At 72.3% G+C, this 19,760-nt stretch carries 18 protein-coding genes; 11 read left to right on the top strand and 7 right to left on the bottom strand.

Annotated features, from left to right (window positions below; translation table 11 throughout):
- The first annotated feature begins 21 nt into the window (after window positions 1–21).
- On the top strand, window positions 22–789 hold the full coding sequence (locus tag AB0B41_RS37845; protein WP_358211847.1) for an FCD domain-containing protein: 768 nt from the start codon (window positions 22–24) through the stop codon (window positions 787–789).
- A gap of 521 nt (window positions 790–1,310) precedes the next feature.
- Here the strand turns inward: AB0B41_RS37845 and AB0B41_RS37840 are convergent.
- Window positions 1,311–2,102, bottom strand: coding sequence for a DeoR/GlpR family DNA-binding transcription regulator (locus tag AB0B41_RS37840; protein WP_358211846.1), 792 nt, complete (start codon window positions 2,100–2,102; stop codon window positions 1,311–1,313).
- A gap of 295 nt (window positions 2,103–2,397) precedes the next feature.
- On the opposite strand from AB0B41_RS37840, the gene AB0B41_RS37835 reads away from it, so the two are divergent.
- The 3 genes from AB0B41_RS37835 (at window position 2,398) to AB0B41_RS37825 (ending at window position 5,356) form a co-directional block, all read left to right on the top strand.
- A complete protein-coding gene (locus tag AB0B41_RS37835; RefSeq protein ID WP_358211845.1) occupies window positions 2,398–4,089 on the top strand; it encodes a sodium:solute symporter family protein in 1,692 nt (563 codons plus the stop codon).
- 10 nt (window positions 4,090–4,099) lie between these two features.
- Window positions 4,100–4,417 carry a hypothetical protein gene (locus AB0B41_RS37830; protein ID WP_358211844.1) on the top strand — a complete coding sequence of 106 codons (318 nt, stop codon included), beginning with the start codon at window positions 4,100–4,102 and terminating at the stop codon, window positions 4,415–4,417.
- A 318-nt stretch (window positions 4,418–4,735) separates the two neighbouring features.
- Window positions 4,736–5,356 carry a YigZ family protein gene (locus AB0B41_RS37825; RefSeq protein WP_358211843.1) on the top strand — a complete coding sequence of 207 codons (621 nt, stop codon included), beginning with the start codon at window positions 4,736–4,738 and terminating at the stop codon, window positions 5,354–5,356.
- Here AB0B41_RS37825 and AB0B41_RS37820 read toward each other — a convergent pair.
- The 6 genes from AB0B41_RS37820 to AB0B41_RS37795 all read right to left on the bottom strand — a co-directional run bounded on the left by AB0B41_RS37820 (window position 5,353) and on the right by AB0B41_RS37795 (window position 11,883).
- A complete protein-coding gene (locus AB0B41_RS37820) occupies window positions 5,353–5,964 on the bottom strand; it encodes a UdgX family uracil-DNA binding protein (protein ID WP_358211842.1) in 612 nt (203 codons plus the stop codon). The two genes, AB0B41_RS37825 and AB0B41_RS37820, sit on opposite strands and share 4 nt — an antisense overlap.
- 246 nt (window positions 5,965–6,210) lie before the next feature.
- A complete protein-coding gene (locus tag AB0B41_RS37815) occupies window positions 6,211–6,927 on the bottom strand; it encodes a TetR/AcrR family transcriptional regulator (protein ID WP_358211841.1) in 717 nt (238 codons plus the stop codon).
- A 127-nt stretch (window positions 6,928–7,054) separates the two neighbouring features.
- Window positions 7,055–8,596 (bottom strand): AMP-binding protein, encoded by a 1,542-nt coding sequence (locus tag AB0B41_RS37810; protein WP_358211840.1) that lies wholly within the window; start codon window positions 8,594–8,596, stop codon window positions 7,055–7,057.
- Between the two features lie 47 nt (window positions 8,597–8,643).
- Window positions 8,644–9,411, bottom strand: a complete 768-nt coding sequence (locus AB0B41_RS37805) for a crotonase/enoyl-CoA hydratase family protein (protein ID WP_358211839.1) — start codon at window positions 9,409–9,411, stop codon at window positions 8,644–8,646.
- 31 nt (window positions 9,412–9,442) lie between these two features.
- On the bottom strand, window positions 9,443–10,708 hold the full coding sequence (locus AB0B41_RS37800) for an acyl-CoA dehydrogenase family protein (protein ID WP_358211838.1): 1,266 nt from the start codon (window positions 10,706–10,708) through the stop codon (window positions 9,443–9,445).
- Complete coding sequence (locus tag AB0B41_RS37795; protein WP_358211837.1) at window positions 10,705–11,883, bottom strand: acyl-CoA dehydrogenase family protein; 1,179 nt, start codon at window positions 11,881–11,883, stop codon at window positions 10,705–10,707. The genes AB0B41_RS37800 and AB0B41_RS37795 overlap by 4 nt, the downstream gene beginning before the upstream one ends.
- A gap of 210 nt (window positions 11,884–12,093) precedes the next feature.
- On the opposite strand from AB0B41_RS37795, the gene AB0B41_RS37790 reads away from it, so the two are divergent.
- The 7 genes from AB0B41_RS37790 to AB0B41_RS37760 all read left to right on the top strand — a co-directional run bounded on the left by AB0B41_RS37790 (window position 12,094) and on the right by AB0B41_RS37760 (window position 19,713).
- The gene (locus AB0B41_RS37790) at window positions 12,094–13,470 is read left to right on the top strand and encodes a 4-hydroxyphenylacetate 3-hydroxylase N-terminal domain-containing protein (protein ID WP_358211836.1); all 1,377 of its coding nucleotides are present in this window, start codon (window positions 12,094–12,096) and stop codon (window positions 13,468–13,470) included.
- 148 nt (window positions 13,471–13,618) lie between these two features.
- Window positions 13,619–14,851, top strand: a complete 1,233-nt coding sequence (locus AB0B41_RS37785; protein ID WP_358211835.1) for an ABC transporter substrate-binding protein — start codon at window positions 13,619–13,621, stop codon at window positions 14,849–14,851.
- 62 nt (window positions 14,852–14,913) lie between these two features.
- A complete protein-coding gene (locus tag AB0B41_RS37780) occupies window positions 14,914–16,908 on the top strand; it encodes an ABC transporter permease (protein WP_358211834.1) in 1,995 nt (664 codons plus the stop codon).
- The gene (locus AB0B41_RS37775) at window positions 16,901–17,677 is read left to right on the top strand and encodes an ABC transporter ATP-binding protein (RefSeq protein WP_358211833.1); all 777 of its coding nucleotides are present in this window, start codon (window positions 16,901–16,903) and stop codon (window positions 17,675–17,677) included. The genes AB0B41_RS37780 and AB0B41_RS37775 overlap by 8 nt, the downstream gene beginning before the upstream one ends.
- Entirely contained in the window at window positions 17,670–18,413 is a 744-nt protein-coding gene (locus AB0B41_RS37770; RefSeq protein WP_358211832.1) for an ABC transporter ATP-binding protein, read from the top strand. The genes AB0B41_RS37775 and AB0B41_RS37770 overlap by 8 nt, the downstream gene beginning before the upstream one ends.
- Complete coding sequence (locus tag AB0B41_RS37765) at window positions 18,410–19,252, top strand: alpha/beta hydrolase (RefSeq protein WP_358211831.1); 843 nt, start codon at window positions 18,410–18,412, stop codon at window positions 19,250–19,252. The genes AB0B41_RS37770 and AB0B41_RS37765 overlap by 4 nt, the downstream gene beginning before the upstream one ends.
- A 41-nt stretch (window positions 19,253–19,293) precedes the next feature.
- Window positions 19,294–19,713, top strand: a complete 420-nt coding sequence (locus AB0B41_RS37760) for a MaoC family dehydratase (RefSeq protein WP_358211830.1) — start codon at window positions 19,294–19,296, stop codon at window positions 19,711–19,713.
- Window positions 19,714–19,760: the final 47 nt, after the last annotated feature.

Here is a 19,760-nt window from a genome sequence, read left to right as displayed (position 1 = left end):
GGCGGGGCGGCGTCCGACCGGGTGCCGTCCGGTCCCGCGGTCCGGGCCGGCGCGCCGGTCGCACACCTGCGCGTCCAGCGCGTGCGGCCGGCCTACCGGCAGGTGGCGGACGAGCTGCGCTCCCAGATCATGCAGGGCCTCCTCGAACCCGGCGCCCGGCTCCCCGCGGAGGCCGAGCTGACCAGGATGTTCGGCGTCAGCCGCTCCACAGTGCGTGAGGCGCTGCGGTCACTGGCCAGCCAGCACCTCATCGAGACCCGGCGCGGGGTGCAGGGCGGGTCGTTCGTCAGCGCGCCGGACCCCACGAAGCTGGTCGAGGACGTCGGCAGCGCGCTCGGCGTCCTCGTCGCCACCCCGCAGCTCCGGATCGGCGACCTGCTCGAGGCCCGCCTGCTGCTGGAGCCCGCGGCGGCCCGGCTCGCCGCCCAGCGCGCCGACGAGGAGACCGTCGAGGCTCTGCGCGCCGCGGCCACCGCGCCGCGGGACCCCCGGGACCCGAGCGGCTTCGTCCCGCACCTCGACTTCCACACCACGATCCTCATGGCCACCGGGAACCTGATGTTCACGATGATGGGCCAGCCGGTCAGCGACGTGCTGCGGACCAAGCTCGACCGCGCCGCCGTCGCCCGCGAGCAGTGGGACGAGGTCGACGCCTGCCACGCCACGATCGCCGAGCACATCGCCCGGGGCGAGGCGGAGCAGGCGGAGGAGGCGATGCGCAGCCACCTCCTGGACCTGCGCGAGCTCTACGAACACCCCGGCACCTGGCGCGGCCGCCCCCGCCCCTGACCGGCCTCGCCGAAGGTCCCGACGGCCCCCGACCATGATCGCCATGTGGGACCGGTCTCGGCCGGGTACGGCCGCCGACGGTCCCACATGGCGATCAGGGGTAGAAGCTGTCACGCCGCGCGGCGTCCCGGTCCATGATCACCAGTCGCGACCGCATCCCGCCTCGAACTGACGGCCCAGCCGTCACAGACGACGATCATGGGCAGAGGCGCTCCGCGGCCAGCAGGCCTTGCCCGTCAGCATGACCACCGTCTGCGACACCTCGGCGCCACATGTGGCCACCGACGGTCCCGAACGGCGATCATGAACCACCACACTCCGCATGCCGCGACCGGCCGGCGCCGACCCACGCACCTGCGTGATCGCCATCTGGGACACCTCAGCGCCACATAGGGCCGCCCACGGTCCCGAACGGCGATCACGGGCAGAAGCCGCCATCTCCCTCCATGATCACCAGCTGCGACCGCAGCCTGCCAGAGCGGCCCAGCGGTCACCGCCGACGACCCCTCCCCCGCGGACGTTCAGCCGCGGGTAGGGGCGAGGACCAACTGGTCGACCTCGCCCTCGAGCACCGCGCGGGCGTCGTCGTCGAGGCCGTCGTCCGTGACGAGGACGTCCGCCTCGGAGAGCTCGGCGATCGTGGAGATGCCGGCGGTCCCCCACTTCGTGCTGTCGGCGACCACCACGAGCCGCTGACCGGCCTCGACCAGCGCGCGGTCGGTCTCGGACTCCATCAGGTTCGGGGTGGTGAAGCCGCTGGCGGCGCTCATCCCGTGCACGCCGAGGAACACGACGTCGAGGTTGAGTGAGCGCAGCGCCGCCACGGCGACCGGCCCGACCAGCGCCTCCGACGGCGTGCGGATCCCGCCGGTCAGCACGACGGTGCGGTCGGGGCGGCGGGCGGCGTGCAGGACCTCGGCCACCGCCATCGAGTTGGTGACGACGGTGAGGTCGGCGACCTCGGTGATCCGGCGGGCCAGCGCCCACGTCGTGGTCCCCGCGGACAGCCCGATCGCCGTGCCGGGCTCGACGAAGCGGGCGGCGGCCTCGGCGATGGCCTCCTTCTCCTCCTGCTGCCGGCCGGACTTCACCGCGAAGCCGGGCTCGTCCGTGCTGGCCGCGACGGAGCCCACCGCCGTCGCGCCGCCGTGCACCTTGTCGACGAGCCGCCGCCGGGCGAGGACGTCGAGGTCCCGGCGGACGGTCATGTCCGACACCCCGAACCGCTCGGCGAGATCGGACACGCGGACGGCGCCCCGCTCCCGCACCTGCTCGAGGATGAGCTCCTGGCGTTGGCGCGCGAGGAGGCTCACGATCGCACACCCTCATCCCGCACCACTCGCACACAATGCAACGTCCCCACACGGGCGTCAACGGGCCGACCGGACAGATCCGTGCAGGATCCGCGCTGATCGCTCGGGCCCTCAAGGCGAAGCGCCGGTCTCGATCGCACATCCTCGACCGATTCAGTCTGTCGGATAATGTTCAGTTTCGCGCGGGAAGGGGTACCTTGCGTCCCGACACGTACCGCACCGGGACCGGCGAGGGAGCCGCTATGACGCGAACCGGACGGGGCCGCACGGCGGCCCGGCTGCGAGGCGGACTCGCATGACGACCATCCTTGCGCAGGGGCAGACGGACCTCCGGCTCGACGCCACCGTCCTCGACTACCTGCTCGTCGCCTTCTACTTCATCCTGGTGCTCGGCATCGGCTACGCCGCCCGCCGCTCGGTGTCGTCGAGCCTCGACTTCCTGCTGTCCGGCCGCTCGATGCCCGCGTGGGTCACCGGCCTCGCCTTCATCTCGGCGAACCTCGGCGCCCTCGAGCTCATCGGCATGGTCGCCAACGGTGCGCAGTACGGCGTCCCGACCGTGCACTACTACTGGATCGGCGCGATCCCGGCGATGGTCTTCCTCGCCCTGGTGATGATGCCGTTCTACTACGGCAGCAAGGCGCGCAGCGTCCCCGAGTTCCTCTACAAGAGGTTCAACCGGACCACCCAGCGCGTGCAGGCCGTGATCTTCGCGCTGTCCTCGGTGCTCATCGCCGGCGTGAACCTGTTCTCGCTCGGCCTGCTGCTGGAGGCCCTGCTCGGCTGGTCACTGGCGGTGGCGATCCCGGTCGCCGCGCTGATCGTGCTGGCCTACATCACCCTCGGCGGGCTGTCGGCGGCCATCTACTCCGAGGTCCTGCAGTTCTTCGTCATCCTCGCCCTGCTCATCCCGCTGACGATTGCCGGGCTCGCCCGGGTCGGCGGCTGGAACGGGCTCAAGGAGGCGGTCACCAACGGCCCCGGCGGCGCGGAGCAGCTCTCGGCCTGGCCCGGCACGTCGCTCACGGAGATCGCGAACCCGGCGCTCTCGGTGATCGGCATCGTGTTCGGCCTCGGGTTCGTGCTGTCCTTCGGCTACTGGACCACCAACTTCGCCGAGGTCCAGCGCGCGCTCTCGGCCAAGAGCATGTCCGCCGCGAAGCGGACGCCGCTGATCGGCGCCTATCCGAAGGCCCTCATCCCGCTGGTCATCATCATCCCCGGCATGGTCGCGGCGGTGCTGGTCCCGCAGCTGCAGACCCTCAAGGCCGGCGGCGAGACGGACGTGACCTACAACAACGCGCTGTCATTGCTGATGAAGGAGGTCCTGCCGAACGGCATCCTCGGCGTCGCCATCGCGGGGCTGCTGGCGGCGTTCATGGCGGGCATGGCGGCGAACATCAGCTCGTTCAACACCGTGTTCACCTACGACATCTGGCAGGACTGGGTGAAGCCGAACCGCCCGGACCACTACTACCTGCAGGTCGGCCGGGCCATCACGGTGATCGGGTGCGTGCTCGCCATCGCCACGGCGTTCATCGCGTCGGGCTCGGGCAACATCATGGACTACCTGCAGTCGCTGTTCAGCTTCTTCAACGCACCGCTGTTCGCGATCTTCATCCTCGGCCTGTTCTGGCCGCGGATGACCGGCACCTCGGCGTGGATCGGGCTGCTGTCCGGCACCGCGGCCGCGGTGATCGTGAACGTCCTGGTGACCACCGACGTCCTCGCGCTGTCCAGCCAGGCCGGTAGCTTCGTCGGGGCGAGCGCCGCGTTCGTCGTCGGCGTGCTCGTGGCGGTGGGCGTCTCGATGGTCAGCACGCCGAAGCCGGCGTCGGAGCTCGGCGGCCTGGTCTGGAGCCTGACCACCAAGGAGGAGCGCACCCACGAGAGCCACGGGGACGACGCCGGGTGGTACCGCAGCCCGACGGTCCTCGCGGTGGGCGTGCTCGCCCTGACCACCATCCTCTACATCATCTTCTGGTAAGGGACGGGCCATGACGGAACCGGAAGGCCCCACGGCGGGTCAGGAAGCGCCGGTCTCGACCACCGCATCGCGGCTGTTCGACCTGCGCACGGTACTCGCGCTGCTGTTCGTCGTGTACGGGCTCGTGCTGCTCATCGTCGGGCTCGTCGCGACGGACGAGGCCGACATCGCGAAGGCGGGCGGCTGGAACATCAACCTGGTCACCGGGATCGCGATGCTCGTGCTCGCGGTCTTCTTCATCGTCTGGGTCCGGCTGCGGCCGGTGAAGGCCCCGGTCGAGGAGATCGAGGGGACGGCCGGCGACACTGCCGGTCCCCCCGGACACTAGAGCCGGACCGTACCCGGTCGGCTCCGCCGGGCGTCAGCTGCGGGAGCCGACCGGGTACTGCGGGTTGAATGCGTGGAGCGTCCAGTCGTCGAAACGGCGGACAGTGCTGCGGACCGTGGTCCAGAACGTGGTCATGTTGTCCTTTCCATCAGGAACTTCATCTGTCGTGAGGGCCTGTCGCCGGTCCCTCGCCCAGTGTGACGAGCCGATCTTCTGAATCGTTACCGAACAGCCCCGGAAACGCGAGCGGTGTCACAGCACGTACCCGAAAGCGGGGATGACGGCGGGCCGGTCGCGCCTCCCGGTAGCGTCACCGAGATGCCGGACCCGCTGCTCGTGATCGCGCGGGACGGCGAGCACGAGATCGAGATCCAGCGCTCCCGCTTCCTCTGCCGGCTGGTCCGGGTGCCCGACGCCGAGGGCGCCGCCGCGGTCATCGCCGAGGTCCGGCGCGAGCACTGGTCGGCCACCCACAACTGCACGGCCTTCCGCGTCGGCCGCGCCGGCGAGGTCCAGCGCTCCTCGGACGACGGCGAGCCCGCCGGCACCGCGGGCGTCCCCATGCTCGAGGTGCTGCTGCGTCGCGAGCTCACGGACGTCGTCGCCGTGGTCACCCGGTACTTCGGCGGCGTCAAGCTCGGCGCGGGCGGGCTGGTGCGCGCCTACGGCCGGGCGGTGTCGGAGACGGTCGACGCCGTGGGGGTGCTCCGGCGCGTCCGGCACACCCGCTTCCTGCTCGCCGTGCCGCACGCCGACGCCGGCCGGCTGGACAACGCCCTGCGCGCGGCCGGGTACCCGGTCGTCGACGTCGCCTACGGGCGGGACGTCGAGATCACCGCCACCGCCGCCGACACGGAAGGGTTCCACGCCTGGCTGGCCGCCCAGACGGGCGGGAGCGTCGAGGCGGTGGAGGTGGGCGAGGTCGACGTGGAGATCTAGGGCCGCGCCCCGGCGATGATCTTCAGGTCGGCGACGAAGGCGGCCAGCAGCTCCTTCCGTTCCTTCGGGTCCGACCGGAGGATCGACGACGGGTGCACGGTCGGCACGACCGTGCGCCCGTCGTGCTCCAGCAGCTCGCCGCGGTGCTCGGTGATCCGGAAGTCCTGGCCCAGCAGCGACTTGGCCGCCACCGCGCCCAGCACCCCGACGACGGGCGGCCCGACCAGCCGCAGCTCGGCGTCGAGCCACGGGCGGCAGGCCCGGACCTGGCGCACGGTCGGCTGCTTGTGGATCCGGCGCTTCCCGCGCTCCTCGAACCGGAAGTGCTTGACCGCGTTGGTGACGAACACCTCGTCGCGGGCGATGCCGGCCTCGTCGAGGGCCTGGTCGAGGACGCGCCCCGCAGGCCCGACGAAGGGCTTGCCCGCCTTGTCCTCCTGATCGCCGGGCTGCTCGCCGACGAGCATGAGCCACGCGCTCCGCGGGCCCTCACCCCCGACCGTCGGCCCGGCCGCCTTGTAGAGCTCGCACCCCGTGCAGTCGGCCTCGACCTCGCGCAGCTCGTCGAGATCGGTCACGGACGGGGCGTCGGCGGCGGGCTCGGTCATGCGGGGACAGTGCCCGCCCGCTGACCACCCGAAACGCGCGGCTCGCGGTGCCGGAACGCGCGACTCGCGGTGCCGGAACGCGCGACTCGCGGTGCCGGAACGCGCGACTCGCGGTGCCAGAGCGCGCGACTCGCGGTGCCAGAGCGCGCGACTCGCGGTGCCAGAGCGCGCGACTCGCGGTGCCAGAGCGCGCGACTCGCGGTGCCAGAGCCCCCGACTCGCGGTGCCGGAGCCCCGACTCGCGGGTCAGGCCGGGGCGGTACCGGCCGCCGTGCGCCAGGCGGTGGAGTCGTCGACCCCGATCGTGCGCGCCCACACCGTGGTGAGCGACTCGAGCACGTCCTCCTCCTCGAACGGCTTGCCGAGGGAGAGCCAGACGTAGCAGGTGTGGTCGGCCATCGCCCCCAGCACCTGCACCGTCATGAAGGGGTCGAGCGTCGGGTCGGCGATCCCGTCGGCCTGTTGCCGCTTGAGCACCCGCTCGAGCTGCGCCAGCCACGCCTCGCGGACGTGCAACCGCATCTCCCGCATCTCCGGGGAGAACGTGCCGACCTGCTCCATCAGCGCGACCATCCCGGCGTTCTCCCGGTAGACCTGGATGTAGCCGCGCAGGCCGGCCCGGATGCGCTCCACCATCGTCGCGTCCCGCGGGACCACCGTGGCGGCCGCGACGTCGGACATCATCCGCTCGACGACCTTCTCGCACACCTCGCGGAAGATCGTCTCCTTCGAGTCGAAGTAGCTGTAGAACGTGCCCTGCGCGACCCGCGCCTCGGCCACGATGTCGGCTACCCGGGCGTCGACGAACCCCCTGCGCAGGAACACGGTGTGGGCCGCCTCGAGGAGCTGGTCGCGCCGCTGCTGGCCCTTGTCGGTCTGCGGGCCGCTCTCCCGCCGCTGCTGCTGCGGGTCGCTGGCGCCGGTCACCCGCCTGCCGCGGGTACTGCCGCCGCGCGATGCCATCGTCCGTCCCTTCGGAGCCGTGCGGCCCCCCGTCATCGCGGCCCCCGAGGCGGGATCCGGCCGCGCGTCCCACCGTCCGGACGGGCCAGTCTACCGGCCGTGACCTGCGCGGTCGCCGCGCGGGCGGTCACGACCCGGTCCGTCTGAGCTCGCGCTTGAGGATCTTGCCGCTGGCGTTCATCGGCAGCTCCTCGCGGACGACGACGTCCGCGGGCACCTTGTACCGGGCGAGCCTGCCCCGGCACAGCTCGACGAGCTCGGTCGCCAGCTCCTCCGCCGTCCCGGTCCACGAGGGGGCGGTGACGAAGGCGCGCACGGTCTCGCCCCAGTGCTCGTCCGGCACCCCGACCACGGCGCACTGCACCACCGCCGGGTGCTCGGCCAGCACCGTCTCGATCTCCACGGGGTAGATGTTCTCGCCACCCCGAATGATCATGTCCTTCTTGCGTCCGTGCAGGTAGAGGTAGCCGTCCTTGTCCCGGTAGGCCATGTCGCCCGCGCGGAACCAGCCGCCGGCGAAGGCCCGCTCGGTCTCCTCCGGCATGTCGAGGTAGCCGTCCATGAGCATGTCGCTGCGGGTCGCGATCTCGCCGACCTCGCCGACGGGCACGTCGTTGAGGTCCTCGTCGACCAGCCGCAGCGCGATGCCGTACCCGGGGCGCCCGATCGAGCCGAGCAGCTCGGTGCGCCCGGCGAGCGCCAGCCGGTGCTCCTCCGGGGTGAGGAAGGCCTGCAGCCCCGCCTCGGTGCCCGCGCCGAAGAGCTGCAGGAACTCGCAGTCGAAGACGTCCATCGCACGGCGCAGCAGGGTCGGCGACATCGGCGCGGCGCCGTAGTAGATGAGCCGCAGCCGGTCGTAGGCGTGGTCGGCCACCCCGGGCTGCTGCAGCAGCGTGCTGATCATGGTCGGGACGAGGAACGCCCCGGTGATCCGGTCCTCCGCCATGAACCCGAGGACGGTCCCCGGGTCGAACTGCGGCAGCAGCAGCGAGGTGAACCCGGTGGCCACGCCGCCGAGCAGGCCGGCGATGCCGGTGACGTGGAAGGCGGGCGCGGCGACGTAGCGGACGTCGTCCGGGCGCGGCTGGTTGGTGATCATCCCGTGCTCGACGATCGCCTTCATCATCCCCTGGGACTGCAGCACGCCCTTCGGCGTGCCGGTCGTGCCGGAGGTGAAGGCCAGGCCGAGCAGGTCCCGGTCCTGGCAGACGACCGGCGGCTCGACGTCCTGCCCGGTCTCGACGAACCCGTCGAACGCGGTCTCCATCTCGATCACGAGCCGCAGCGACGGGTGCTGGTCGGCGATGCCGGCCAGCAGGTCGGCGTACCGGGCGTCGTGGAACATCGCGACGGCCTGCCCGCGCTCGAGGAAGACGTCCACCTCGGGCCGCATCAGCCGGTAGTTCAGCGGCATGTAGACCGCACCGAGCTTGAGGCAGGCCAGCACGATCTCGACGTAGCGGTGCGAGTCGAGCGCCAGCACCGCCAGCCGGTCGCCCCGCCCGATCCCGTGCGCCTGCAGCGCCGAGACCAGCTTGTTGACCCGGGAGTTGGTGAGGGCGAAGGAGTGCTCCGTCCCGTCGGGGAACAGGAACGCCGCCTTGTCGGGGTGGCGCGCCGCGGACAGCGGGAGCGCCTCACCGAGGGAGAACGCGAGCGGGGCCGTCATGGGATCTCCTCGTCGAGAACCGATGGGGAACGAGCTGCTACGTACCGCTACTTGCCGCGCCAGACGGGCGCGCGCTTCTCGGCGAAGGCGAGTGCGCCCTCGCGGGCGTCCTCCGAGGAGGAGATGGGCTCGGCGACCTCGCGCTGGCGGGCCCATTTCTCCTCGGCGGGCCAGCCGACCGACTCCGCGACGATCCTCTTGCTGATGCGGACGGCCAGCGGGCCGTTCGCGGTGATCTCGCCGGCGAGGGCGAGGGCCGCGTCGAGCGCCCCGCCGGTCGGCACCAGGCGGTTGACCAGGCCGAGCGCGGCCATCCGCGGGGCCGGCACGTGGTTGCCGGTCAGGGCCAGCTCCATCGCGACGTGGTACGGGATGCGCTCGGGCAGCCGCAGCAGCCCGCCGCCCGCGGCGACCAGGCCCCGCTTGACCTCGGTGATCCCGAAGGTGGCGCTCTCGGCCGCGACCACCAGGTCGCAGGCCAGCACGATCTCGCAGCCGCCCGCGAGCGCATAGCCCTCGACCGCCGCGATCAGCGGCTTCTCCGGGGGCTGCTCGACCAGCCCGGCGAACCCGCGCACCCCGGCGTAGGGCCGCTCGCCGCGGACGAACGCCTTCAGGTCCGCCCCGGCGCAGAACGTGCCGCCCGCGCCGGTCAGGATGCCGACGCGCAGGTCGGGATCGGAGTCGAGGCGGTCCATCGCCTTCGACACCAGCTCGGCCAGCCGGGCGTTGACGGCGTTGCGGGCCTCGGGCCGGTCGAGGGTGATCAGCAGGACCCCCTCGGCCGGGACGGAGAGGTGTACCGGCTCGATCATCGCGCCACTCCGCTCCGCTGCGTGGACGGCCTCATCCCCGGCCCCGCTCGTTGAAGGGCAGGTGCCGCTCGGGGTCCGGGTCCTTCGGCAGCCCCAGCACCCGCTCGGCGATGATGTTGCGCTGGATCTCCGAGGTCCCGCCCGCGATCGAGTAGGTCTTCATCGCGAGGAAGCGGTCCGCCGCCTCGCTCCCCTCCGCGGGGTCCCAGGCCACGGCGCCGTCCGCCTCGAGATCGGTGCCGAGCACCCCGAGCTTCTCGGCGAGCATCGAGTGCGCGAGCTTGCGGATCGAGCCCTCGGCCGTCGGCGCGGCGTCCCCGGAGGCGACGAAGCTGCGCACCGTCGTCATCTGGAGGACCTTCTCCTCCACGTAGGCCTCGAGCAGCCGCTCCCGCAGCACCGGGTCCTCCCAGGCGCCGTTCCCGACGGCGCGGGCGACCAGCGAGTCCGCCTCCCCCGGCCCCACGGCGGGGCGCCCGGAGAGACCGTTGCGCTCCTGCATCAGGGTGGTGATCGCGACCGACCAGCCCTGGTTGACCGGGCCGATCCGCGCGGAGTCCGGGACCACGACGTCCGTCAGGAAGGTCTCGTTGAACTCGGCGTTGCCGGTCATCTGCTTCAGCGGCCGCGGCTCGACGCCGGGCGTGCGCATGTCCAGCAGGAAGTACGTGATCCCGCGGTGCTTCGGCGCCGCCGGGTCGGTACGGGCCATCAGCAGCCCGAAGTCGGCGAGGTGGGCGTAGGAGTTCCAGACCTTCTGGCCGTTGATCAGCCAGGTCCCGTCCGCCTGCTGGACCGCCCGGGTGGACAGCCCGGCCAGGTCCGAGCCCGCGCCCGGCTCGCTGAACAGCTGGCACCAGAACTCGCGGCCGCGGCGCAGCGCGGGCAGCCGCTCGGCCTTCTGCTCCGGGCTGCCCCACTCCAGGATCGTGTGCCCGGCCAGGACGAGCCCGACGAAGTCCCGGTTGTGCCGCTCGGCGCGGTACCGCGCCAGCGCCTCGGTGACGACGGCGCCGCGGTCCGCGGGCAGCCCCAGCCCGCCGTGCTCGACGGGCCAGGTCGGCGTGGCCAGCCCGGAGTCGCCGAGCAGGTCGAACCAGGCGGGCCCGCGGGCGGGGTCCTCGCGGATCGTCTCGACGGCGGCCAGGTCGCCGCGGGCGACGGCGGCCCGCCAGTCCTCGGGCAGGTGGGCCCGCAGCCACGCCTCGACGGCGGCGATGATCTCCGCGTCCGAGGCGCCGGGGGCGAGCGTGACCCGTTCGGTGACGGGTTCGGTGCCGGGTTCTGTCACGGTCATGCGGAGATCCCCTCGGTGGTCGTGCGCGCCGGCACGGTGGGCACGAGCGCGGGAACGAGCTCGGCCCTGGCCAGCTGCGGGGAGCCGAGCAGCGCCCGGTCGGCGCGGGCCCGGCGGAGGTAGAGGTGGGCGTCGTGCTCCCAGGTGAAGCCGATGCCGCCGTGCAGCTGGATCGCGTCGAGCCCGGTCTGCAGGAAGGCGTCGCCGCAGTAGGAGCGGGCGATGGTCGTGGCCTGCGCGAACTCCGGCGTGCCGGGCTCCTGCCAGGCGGCCCAGTAGGCCGCGGAGTGCGCCATCTCCTGCCGGACGGCCATGTCCGCCAGCCGGTGCTTGACGCCCTGGAAGGAGCCGATGAGCCGGCCGAACTGCCGGCGGGTGCGGGCGTACTCGGCGGTGAGGTCGGTCGCCGCGGTCATCCCGCCGACCTGCTCGGCCGACACCAGCACGGACGAGACCGCCCGGGCCCGGGCGAGGACCGCGGCCCCGCGGGCCGGGTCGCCGAGGGCGCGCGAGGGCGTCCCGTCGAGGGTGATCCGGGCGGCTCGGCGGGTGAGGTCGAGGGTCTCCAACGGGGTCCGGGTGAGCCCCGCGGCACCGGCCTCGACCAGGTAGGGAGCCGGTCCGCCGGGACCGCGGGCGGCGACGACCAGCAGGTCGGCGTCGCCGCCGTCGAGGACGACGGGCACGGTGCCGGTCAGTCGCCCGGCGGCGTCGGCCGTGGTCGTCACGACGGGCTCGCCGGACGGACCCCAGGCCTCCACCGCGAGGGCCGCGGTCAGGGAGCCGTCGGCGATCCGGGGCAGGTACTCGGCGGCCGGCCCGCCGTCCTGGGCCTCCTCCCCGCCGTCGGCGGCGAGCAGGACGGGGGCGGCGAGCCCGACGGTCGGCAGGAACGGGCCGCCGTGCAGCACCCGCCCCATCTCCTCGACGACGATCGCGAGGTCGAGCAGGGTGCCGCCGAAACCGCCGTGCCGCTCGGGGAGGGCCAGCCCCTGCAACCCGACCTGCTCGGCGAGCTCGGACCACAGCGCGGGGTCGTGCCGCTCCCCCGCCTCGGCCAGCTCGCGGGCGCGTGCCACGGGCGCCCAATCGGCGAGCACGCGCCGCACGGTCTCGCGCAGTCCACGGTGCTCGTCGGTCCACCCGAACTCGGGTTCACGCTGCTCTGCGTACACGGCCGACAGCGTGCAGCGGATGTGACGTCGGTGTCAATCTCACTTTTTCGCACCGCCTGCGAGCTGGCCGATCGTTCGCAAACTGGTGGTTGACATGACCGGGATCACCGTCGATATTGCCACATGACGACGACGTCACAATCACTCGTCGGCCCCTCCTGGGCCGGCCGCCGGCGTCGTCCATCCGCCGACGATCTGGAGCGCCAACGCATGCTGACCGGCCAGGAGTACAAGGAGTCCCTCAAGGACGGCCGGAAGGTCTACTTCCAGGGCAGGCTCATCGAGGACATGGACGCCGAGCCCGGCCTGTCCGTCCCGCTCAACGCCGTCGCGGACGGCTACGACAAGTACTACTCGTCCGCCCCCGACGCGGTGAACCCCGTGGTCAGCGCGCCGCGCAGCGTGCAGGAGCTGCGGGACCGGATCCCCGAGCTCATGGAGCTCGACCTGGTCCTCAACGTGACCTACCAGTCCCTGATGACCGTCCTGGTCGCGGCGGGCCGGCTGGAGGGCTCCGCCCCCCAGTACATCCCGCGCATCGAGGCCTACGTGGAGAAGGCCCGCCGGGAGGACATCCGCATCACCGAGTGCATCACCGACGCCAAGGGCAACCGCAGCCTGCACCCGGGCAAGCAGGAGGACCCCGACGCCTACGTGCGGGTCGTCTCCCGCAGCGACGACGGCGTGGTCATCCGGGGCGCCAAGCTGCACATCAGCGGCGCGGCGCTCGGCCACGACCTGATGGTCATGCCGACCAAGACGATGCGGCCCGGCGAGGAGGACTACGCGATCGCGTGCGCGGTCCCGGTCAACTCCCCCGGCGTGCACATCACCAACACCACCTACCACCCGCTGCACGGCGACCCGCGGGACTTCCCGGTGTCCTCCCACGAGTCCATGCCGGACTCGATGTGCATCTTCGACGACGTGTTCGTCCCCAACGAGCGGGTCTTCCTCGACGGCGAGACCGAGCACGCCGCGGTGTTCGCGCATTCCCTGGGCCTGTGGGAGCGCCTCGGCGGCATCTCGTTCATGGTGCAGCAGGCGGACGAGCTCGTCGGGCTCGCGCACCTGATCGCCGAGGCCAACGGCACGGCGAAGGTCTCCCACGTCCGGGAGAAGATCGACGAGATGATGATCCACGCGACGCTGCTGCGGGCCGGGCTCGAGGCCGCGATCGGGAACGCGCACAGCACGCCCGAGGGCTACTACTACCCGGACGACATGTTCACCAACGTGACCAAGTACCAGGGCGCGTCGCAGTTCGGCGTGATGGTGCGCCACCTGCACGACATCGCGGGCGGGGCCGTGGTCACCGCGCCGTCGATGGCGGACTTCGAGAACCCGACGCTGCACCCGTACCTCGAGAAGTACATGAGCACGGGCGGCGGGATCTCGGGCGAGTACCGCTCGAAGCTGTTCCACGCGATCCGGGACACCACGGCCGACGCCTACGGCGGCTGGCACCTGGTGACCAACATCCAGTCGGGCGGCGGGCTCTACGCCCAGCGCCTGGTCACCCGCAAGAACTACGACCTGGACCGGGCGCGCGCGCTCGGCCTGAAGGCCGCCGGCCTGGCCAGCTGACCGGCCCGGTCCGCTCCTCGTCCCCCGACGGAAGCAGGCCCGGCGGGACGCGCCCCCGACGACGTGGGCGTCCCCGCCGGGCCGCTCCCCCCTGCCCGCGCACTCCCCCGATGAACCCAGCGTGTCCCGCCGAAAGGGATGGATCTCGATGAAGAGAACGCTCGCCGCCGTCGCCTCCGCCGCGGCCGTGGCCCTCGCACTCGCCGGCTGCAGCTCCGGCGAGGGCTCCTCCGACGCCTCCGGCGGCCTCACGGGCGAACCGGTGGTCGTCGGCGTGCTGGCCCCGATGGACGGCGCCACCGCCTACCCGCAGACCGGCTACGGCGCCCAGGCGGCCGAGCGGTACGTGAACGAGAAGCTGGGCGGCATCAACGGCCGGCCGCTGAAGATCGACCTGTGCGCCGGCGACGGCAGCCCCGAGACGGCGGTCAACTGCGCGAACCAGTTCGTCACCGAGAACGTCGTCGCGGTGTTCGACGCCTACGACGGCTCGGTCGGCGGCGCGGTCCCCGTCCTCACCGCGGCCAAGATCCCGATCATCGGCGAGCTCGGCGCCACCGCGGTGGTCGACTCGCTCCCCTGGGGCCAGTCCTTCTACTTCTCCGGCCCGCTGGAGACCAGCGCGCTGGGCATGGTCACGATCCTCGACCAGATCGGCAAGAAGAACGCCTCGCTGGCGGTCACCGACGGCCCGCCGAGCCACGGCTACGTGGACAAGCTGGTCATGCCCGCGGCGAAGAACCTCGGCATGAACGTCACGCCGCTCTACGTGCCCGGCAACAACATGAACTTCAACGTCATGGCCGCCACCGAGCTGTCCACCAACCCGGACGTCGCGGGCATCATCGCCCTGACCGAGGACGGCTGCACCGGCCTGTTCAAGGCGCTGCGCGCGCAGGGCTACGACGGCACGATCTTCGCGGGCTCCTGCTCGCAGTTCATCGCGGAGATGAAGCAGGACGCCGCGGGCGCGATCGTCCAGCCGCGCGTCTGGGTGCCGGCGTCGAAGGCGAACGCCCCGGCCGAGGTCCAGCAGCAGCTGGACGACTTCGCCACCTCCATGGAGGAGATCGACCGCGGCGACCAGCAGTCCGCCCGCTCGCTGTACTCCTTCGCGGGCATGGTCAACCTGGCGAACGTGCTCAAGGGCATCCAGGGTGAGATCACCCCGGAGTCGGTGACCACGGCCATGAAGGCGGTCAAGGACATGCCGACCTTCGCCGGCCCGAAGGTGACCTGTGACGGCCAGCAGTGGGCCAACCGGCCGGCCTCCTGCAGCCACGAGGCGATCTTCTTCGAGGTCCAGCCGGACGGCTCGATGAAGCCGGTCGACCCGAACGGCTTCATCGCCCTCGACCCGTCGAAGATGAGCGCTGCCTAGCCGGCCCCGGGCGGATCCCCTGTCGCACAGGGGATCCGCCCTCCCTCTGAGGAAGGATTCCCGTGGGGACGATCCTGCAGTTCGTGGTCCTCGGTCTGGGGCTGGGTGCGATCTACATCGGCCTCGGCACCGGCCTCCTGCTGGTGCACCGCGCCACCGGCATCATCAACTTCGCCCAGGGCGCCATGGCCATGTGGGGCGCCTTCGTCTTCGCCCAGCTCCGGCTGGACGGCACGCTGGTCTTCCCGATCGGCTCGATCGAGCTCGAGCGCCGCCCACCCGTCGCGGTCGCCGCGCTGATCGGCCTGGCGACGGCGTTCCTGCTCGGCCTGCTCGTGCACTACGTGATCTTCCGCCCGGTGCGCCACGCCCCGGTGCTGGCCCAGGTGGTCGTGTCCGTCGCGGTGATGATCACCCTCCAGGCCCTGGTGGTGCTGCGGTTCGGCCCGAACAACATCGACGTCGACTCCCTCATCCCCGAGGACTCGTTCACCCTGTTCGGCGCGGACATCCCGACCCGCGAGCTCGTCATGGCCGCGATCATGGTGCTGCTCGCCGCCGCGGTCTGGGCCTACCTGCGCTTCACCCGCGCCGGCGTCGCCACCCGTGCGGCGTCGGAGAACGAGCGCGCCGCGGTGCTGATGGGCTTCTCGCCCGACCGGCTGGCCGCCGTCGCGCAGGTCGTCGCGATCATGCTCGGCACGGTCGCCGTCATGCTGGGCAGCTCGCTGACCGGCCTCAACGCGGACAACTACACCCTGCTCGTGGTCCCGGCCCTGGCGGTGCTGCTCGTCGCCCGCATGGAGTCGATCGCGATCGTGGTGGTCGCCGCGCTGCTGATGGGCGCCTTCCAGTCGCTGATCAACCTGCTGATCACCAAACCGTTCTGGCCGCAGTGGGCGCAGTCCGGTCTCGACCAGGTCGTCCCGTTCGCGGTCGTCATGGTCATCCTGTTCGTGCAGGGCAAGCGGCTGCCGTCCCGCGGCTCGCTGCAGACCGTCCGGCTGCCGGACGTGTCGATCCCGAGGTTCAAGCCGATCCCCGCCGTGATCATGCTCGTGGTGGGCGTCGCGGCGCTGTCCTTCACCCAGGGCACGTGGCGCTTCGGGGTCACCACGTCGATCATCGTGATGCTGCTGGCGCTGTCCTACGTGGTGCTCACCGGGTACCTCGGCCAGATCTCGCTGGCGCAGGGCGCATTCGCCGGCGCCGCCGGATTCTGCCTGTCGAAGGTCACCACGAACTGGGGCATCCCGTTCCCCGTCTCGCTGATCCTCTGCGCGCTCGTCGCGACGGGGCTCGGCATGCTGGTGGCACTGCCCGCCTTCCGGATCCGCGGGGCGCAGCTCGCGATCGTCACGATCGCGGCGGCGCTGGCCATCGAGCGGTTCGTGTTCAACAACTACACACTGAGCCCGCCCGAGGGGAACCCGATCGCGGACGCCACGCTGTTCGGGCTCAACCTGGGCGTGCGCGAGGGCCGTGACCTGGCCCGGATCTCGTTCTCGGTCATGGTGCTCGTCATCGCCGCGATCCTGGTGTGGATGTTCATCCGGGTCGCCTCCGGCGACACCGGCCGGGCGTTCCTCGCGGTGCGCGCCAACGAGCGCGCGGCGGCGTCCAGCGGCATCGACGTGCGCAAGACCAAGCTGATCGGCTTCGCCATCTCGGCGTTCATCGCCGGCATCGCGGGCTGTCTGATCGGCTTCAGCCGCGGCCAGCTGTCCGCGGAGTCGTTCAGCGTGTTCGCCGGGCTCCAGGTGCTCGCCGTGGCCTACCTCGGCGGTATCACGAGCGTGGGCGGCGCGATCGTGGCCGGCGTCCTCGGCCCGCTCGGCATCGTCTACACGCTGCTGCGCGGCGTGTTCGACCTCGGCGAGTACTACGCGCTCATCTCCGGCCTCGGCCTGATCATCACCGCCCTGCTCAACCCGGTCGGCATCGCGGGCGCCACCCGCGAGCAGGTCGCCTGGGTGAAACGGAAACTCTCGCGCTCGGGGCCGCCACCGTCCACGGTGCCCGAGGCGCCGGCGCCGAAGGAGCCGTCCCGTGTCTGAGCCCGTGTCCGACAAGGGACTGCACACGCGCGACCTGACGGTCCGCTACGGCGGACTGGTCGCCAACGACTCTGTGACCATCGACGTCGAGCCGGGGAAGGTCGTCGGGCTGATCGGTCCGAACGGCGCGGGGAAGACGACCTTCGTCGACGCCGTCACCGGGTTCACCGCCTGCGAGGGCGAGATCCTGCTCGACGGCACCCGGATCGACGCGCTGCCCCCGCACGAGCGGCGCTCCGCAGGCCTGTCCCGGACCTGGCAGTCCGGGGAGCTCTTCGGCAACCTGTCCGTCGCCGAGAACCTGCTGGTGGCGGCGCGGACCGGAGGGTGGCGCACGCTGGTGCGGGACATCTTCGTCCCGCGCCGGAAGGGGAGCGACGACGTGGTCGCCCGCGCGCTCGACGTCGTCGGGTTGGGGGACGTGGCGGACACCCTCGCCCGGGACCTGTCGCTCGGCCAGCAGAAGCTGGTCGGCGTGGCCCGCGCGCTGGCGGGCGGGGCCGAGGTACTGCTGCTCGACGAGCCCGCCGCGGGCCTGGACTCGATGGAGAGCCAGTCCTTCGCGGGCCGCATCCGGTCGATCGCGGACTCCGGCCCCGGGGTCCTGCTGATCGACCACGACATGTCCCTGGTCCTGGGCGTCTGCGACACGGTGACGGTGCTGGAGTTCGGCAAGCAGATCTTCACCGGCACCCCGGCCGAGGCCCGGACCGACCCGACGGTGGTGGCGGCCTACCTCGGCGCCCCGGTGGAGGCGAGCCATGCCTGACACGCTTCTGGAGACCACGGACCTGGCCGCCGGCTACAACGGCGTGCCGGCGATCCGCGGGCTGTCCCTGTCCGTCGGCCCGGGTGAGGTCGTCGCGCTCCTGGGGCCCAACGGCGCCGGCAAGACGACGTCCCTGCTCGCCATGGTCGGGCTCGTCCCGCTGCTCGGCGGCGAGGTCCGCGTGCTCGGCGCCCCGCTCGGCCGTCGCAAGCCCCACCAGATCGCCCGGTCCGGGGTGCTGCTGGTGCCCGACGACCGCGGGATCTTCTACGGCCTCACCGTCCGCGAGCACCTGCGGCTCGCCGCCCGCAAGGCCGACCCGGAGCGCGAGGCGCAGGTCCTCGACCGGTTCCCGGTGCTGCGGAACCTGGACTCGCGGCGCGCCGGGCTGATGTCCGGCGGCGAGCAGCAGATGCTGGCCATCGCGAAGGCGCTGCTGGCCCGGCCGAAGGTGCTGATCATCGACGAGATGAGCCTCGGGCTCGCGCCGAAGATCGTGCAGGAGATGCTGCCGGCGATCCGGGACCTCGCGAAGGAGGACGGCATCGGGCTCGTGCTGGTCGAGCAGCACATCGAGCTCGCGCTGTCGATCGCCGACCGGGGCGTGATCCTCAACCACGGCCGCGTCGTCCTCACCGGGGCCGCGGCCGACCTGCTCCGCGACCGGCACCTCGTCGAGGCGGCCTACTTCGGCGCGGAGCAGTTCGCCGACACGGAGGGCACGCTCGCCGGATGACCGCCGTCCTCGGCCCGGCGACCGCCACCGCGTCCGACGGGGTGCCGATCGCCTACCGCCGCCGGCCCGGTCCCGGCACGGTGCCGCTGGTGCTGGTCCACGGGACGTCCGCGCACGCGGGCTGGTGGGAACACCTGCTGCCCGCGCTGCCGGAGCGGTTCGCCGTGGTGAGCATGGACCTCGCCGGGCACGGCGACTCCGGGCGGCGTGCGGTGTACGACCTGGACTCCTGGTCCGGAGACGTCCTGGCCGTCGTGCGCGAGGCGTTCGGCGGACCGGCGGTGCTGGTGGGGCACAGCGTCGGCGGGCTCGTGACGGCCGGGGCGGCGGTGCTCGACCCGGCCGCCTCCGCCGGAGTCGTCCTCGTCGACTCGATCGTCGTCGACGGGTCCCCGGCGGAGGCCCCGGAGTGGCGGCCGCCCAGGGCCACGCGGATCTTCGCCGACCTCGACGAGGTGGCCGGCCGGTTCCGGCTCACGCCGCCGCAGCCGGAGGCCGACCCGGGGGTGCTGCGCGCGATCGCGGAGGGTTCGGTGCGGCCGGTGCCCGGCGGCTACGCCTGGAAGGTCGACCCGCTGATCTTCGGCGCGGTCGGCAGGCCGGGCATGTGCACGCGGCTGCCCGACCTGCCCGGCCCCGTCGCCGTCGTGCGTGGCGAGCTGTCGGTGCTGGTCCCGCCCTCGGCCGGGGCCGACCTCGCCGCGCTGATCGGGCGCCCGGTGCCGCAGTTCGACGTCCCCGGCGCCCACCACCACCTGATGATCGACCACCCCGTCGAGCTGGCCGCGGCGCTGCGCGAGGCGCTCGCCGTCGTCTCGCCCGACCGTCCGAGGAGCTGAGTGCCCTGACCGCCTTCGCCGCCGTCCCCGACCTGCTCGCCGTGGCCCCCGGCACCGAGCTGGGCCACAGCTCCTGGCGCGTGGTCGAGCAGCCGCGGATCGACACCTTCGCCGACGCGACGGACGACCACCAGTGGATCCACGTCGACCGCACGAGCGCCGCCGACGGGCCCTATGGCACCACGATCGCGCACGGCATGCTCACGTTGTCGCTGGTCCCGACCATGATCGGTGAGGTCGCGACGGTCCCCTCGGCGACCTTCGGCCTCAACTACGGCTTCGACAAGGTCCGCTTCACCGCCCCGGTCCCCGCCGGCTCCCGCGTCCGTGCCGCGGTCAGCGTGGTCGGCGCCGACCCGGTGCCCGGCGGAGCCAAGGTGACCTTCCGCGCCGTCGTCGAGCTGGAGGGCTCGGACCGCCCCGCCTGCGTCGCCGACATGATCATCATCTGGATGGAGTGACCCGCGGCTTCGCCGCCCGTGCGCGGTAAGTGGTGCTGGAGCACCAC

The sequence above is a fragment of the Pseudonocardia sp. NPDC049154 genome, assembly GCF_040648315.1.
Lineage (GTDB): Bacteria > Actinomycetota > Actinomycetes > Mycobacteriales > Pseudonocardiaceae > Pseudonocardia.
This window is presented reverse-complemented; position numbering and strand designations above follow the sequence as displayed.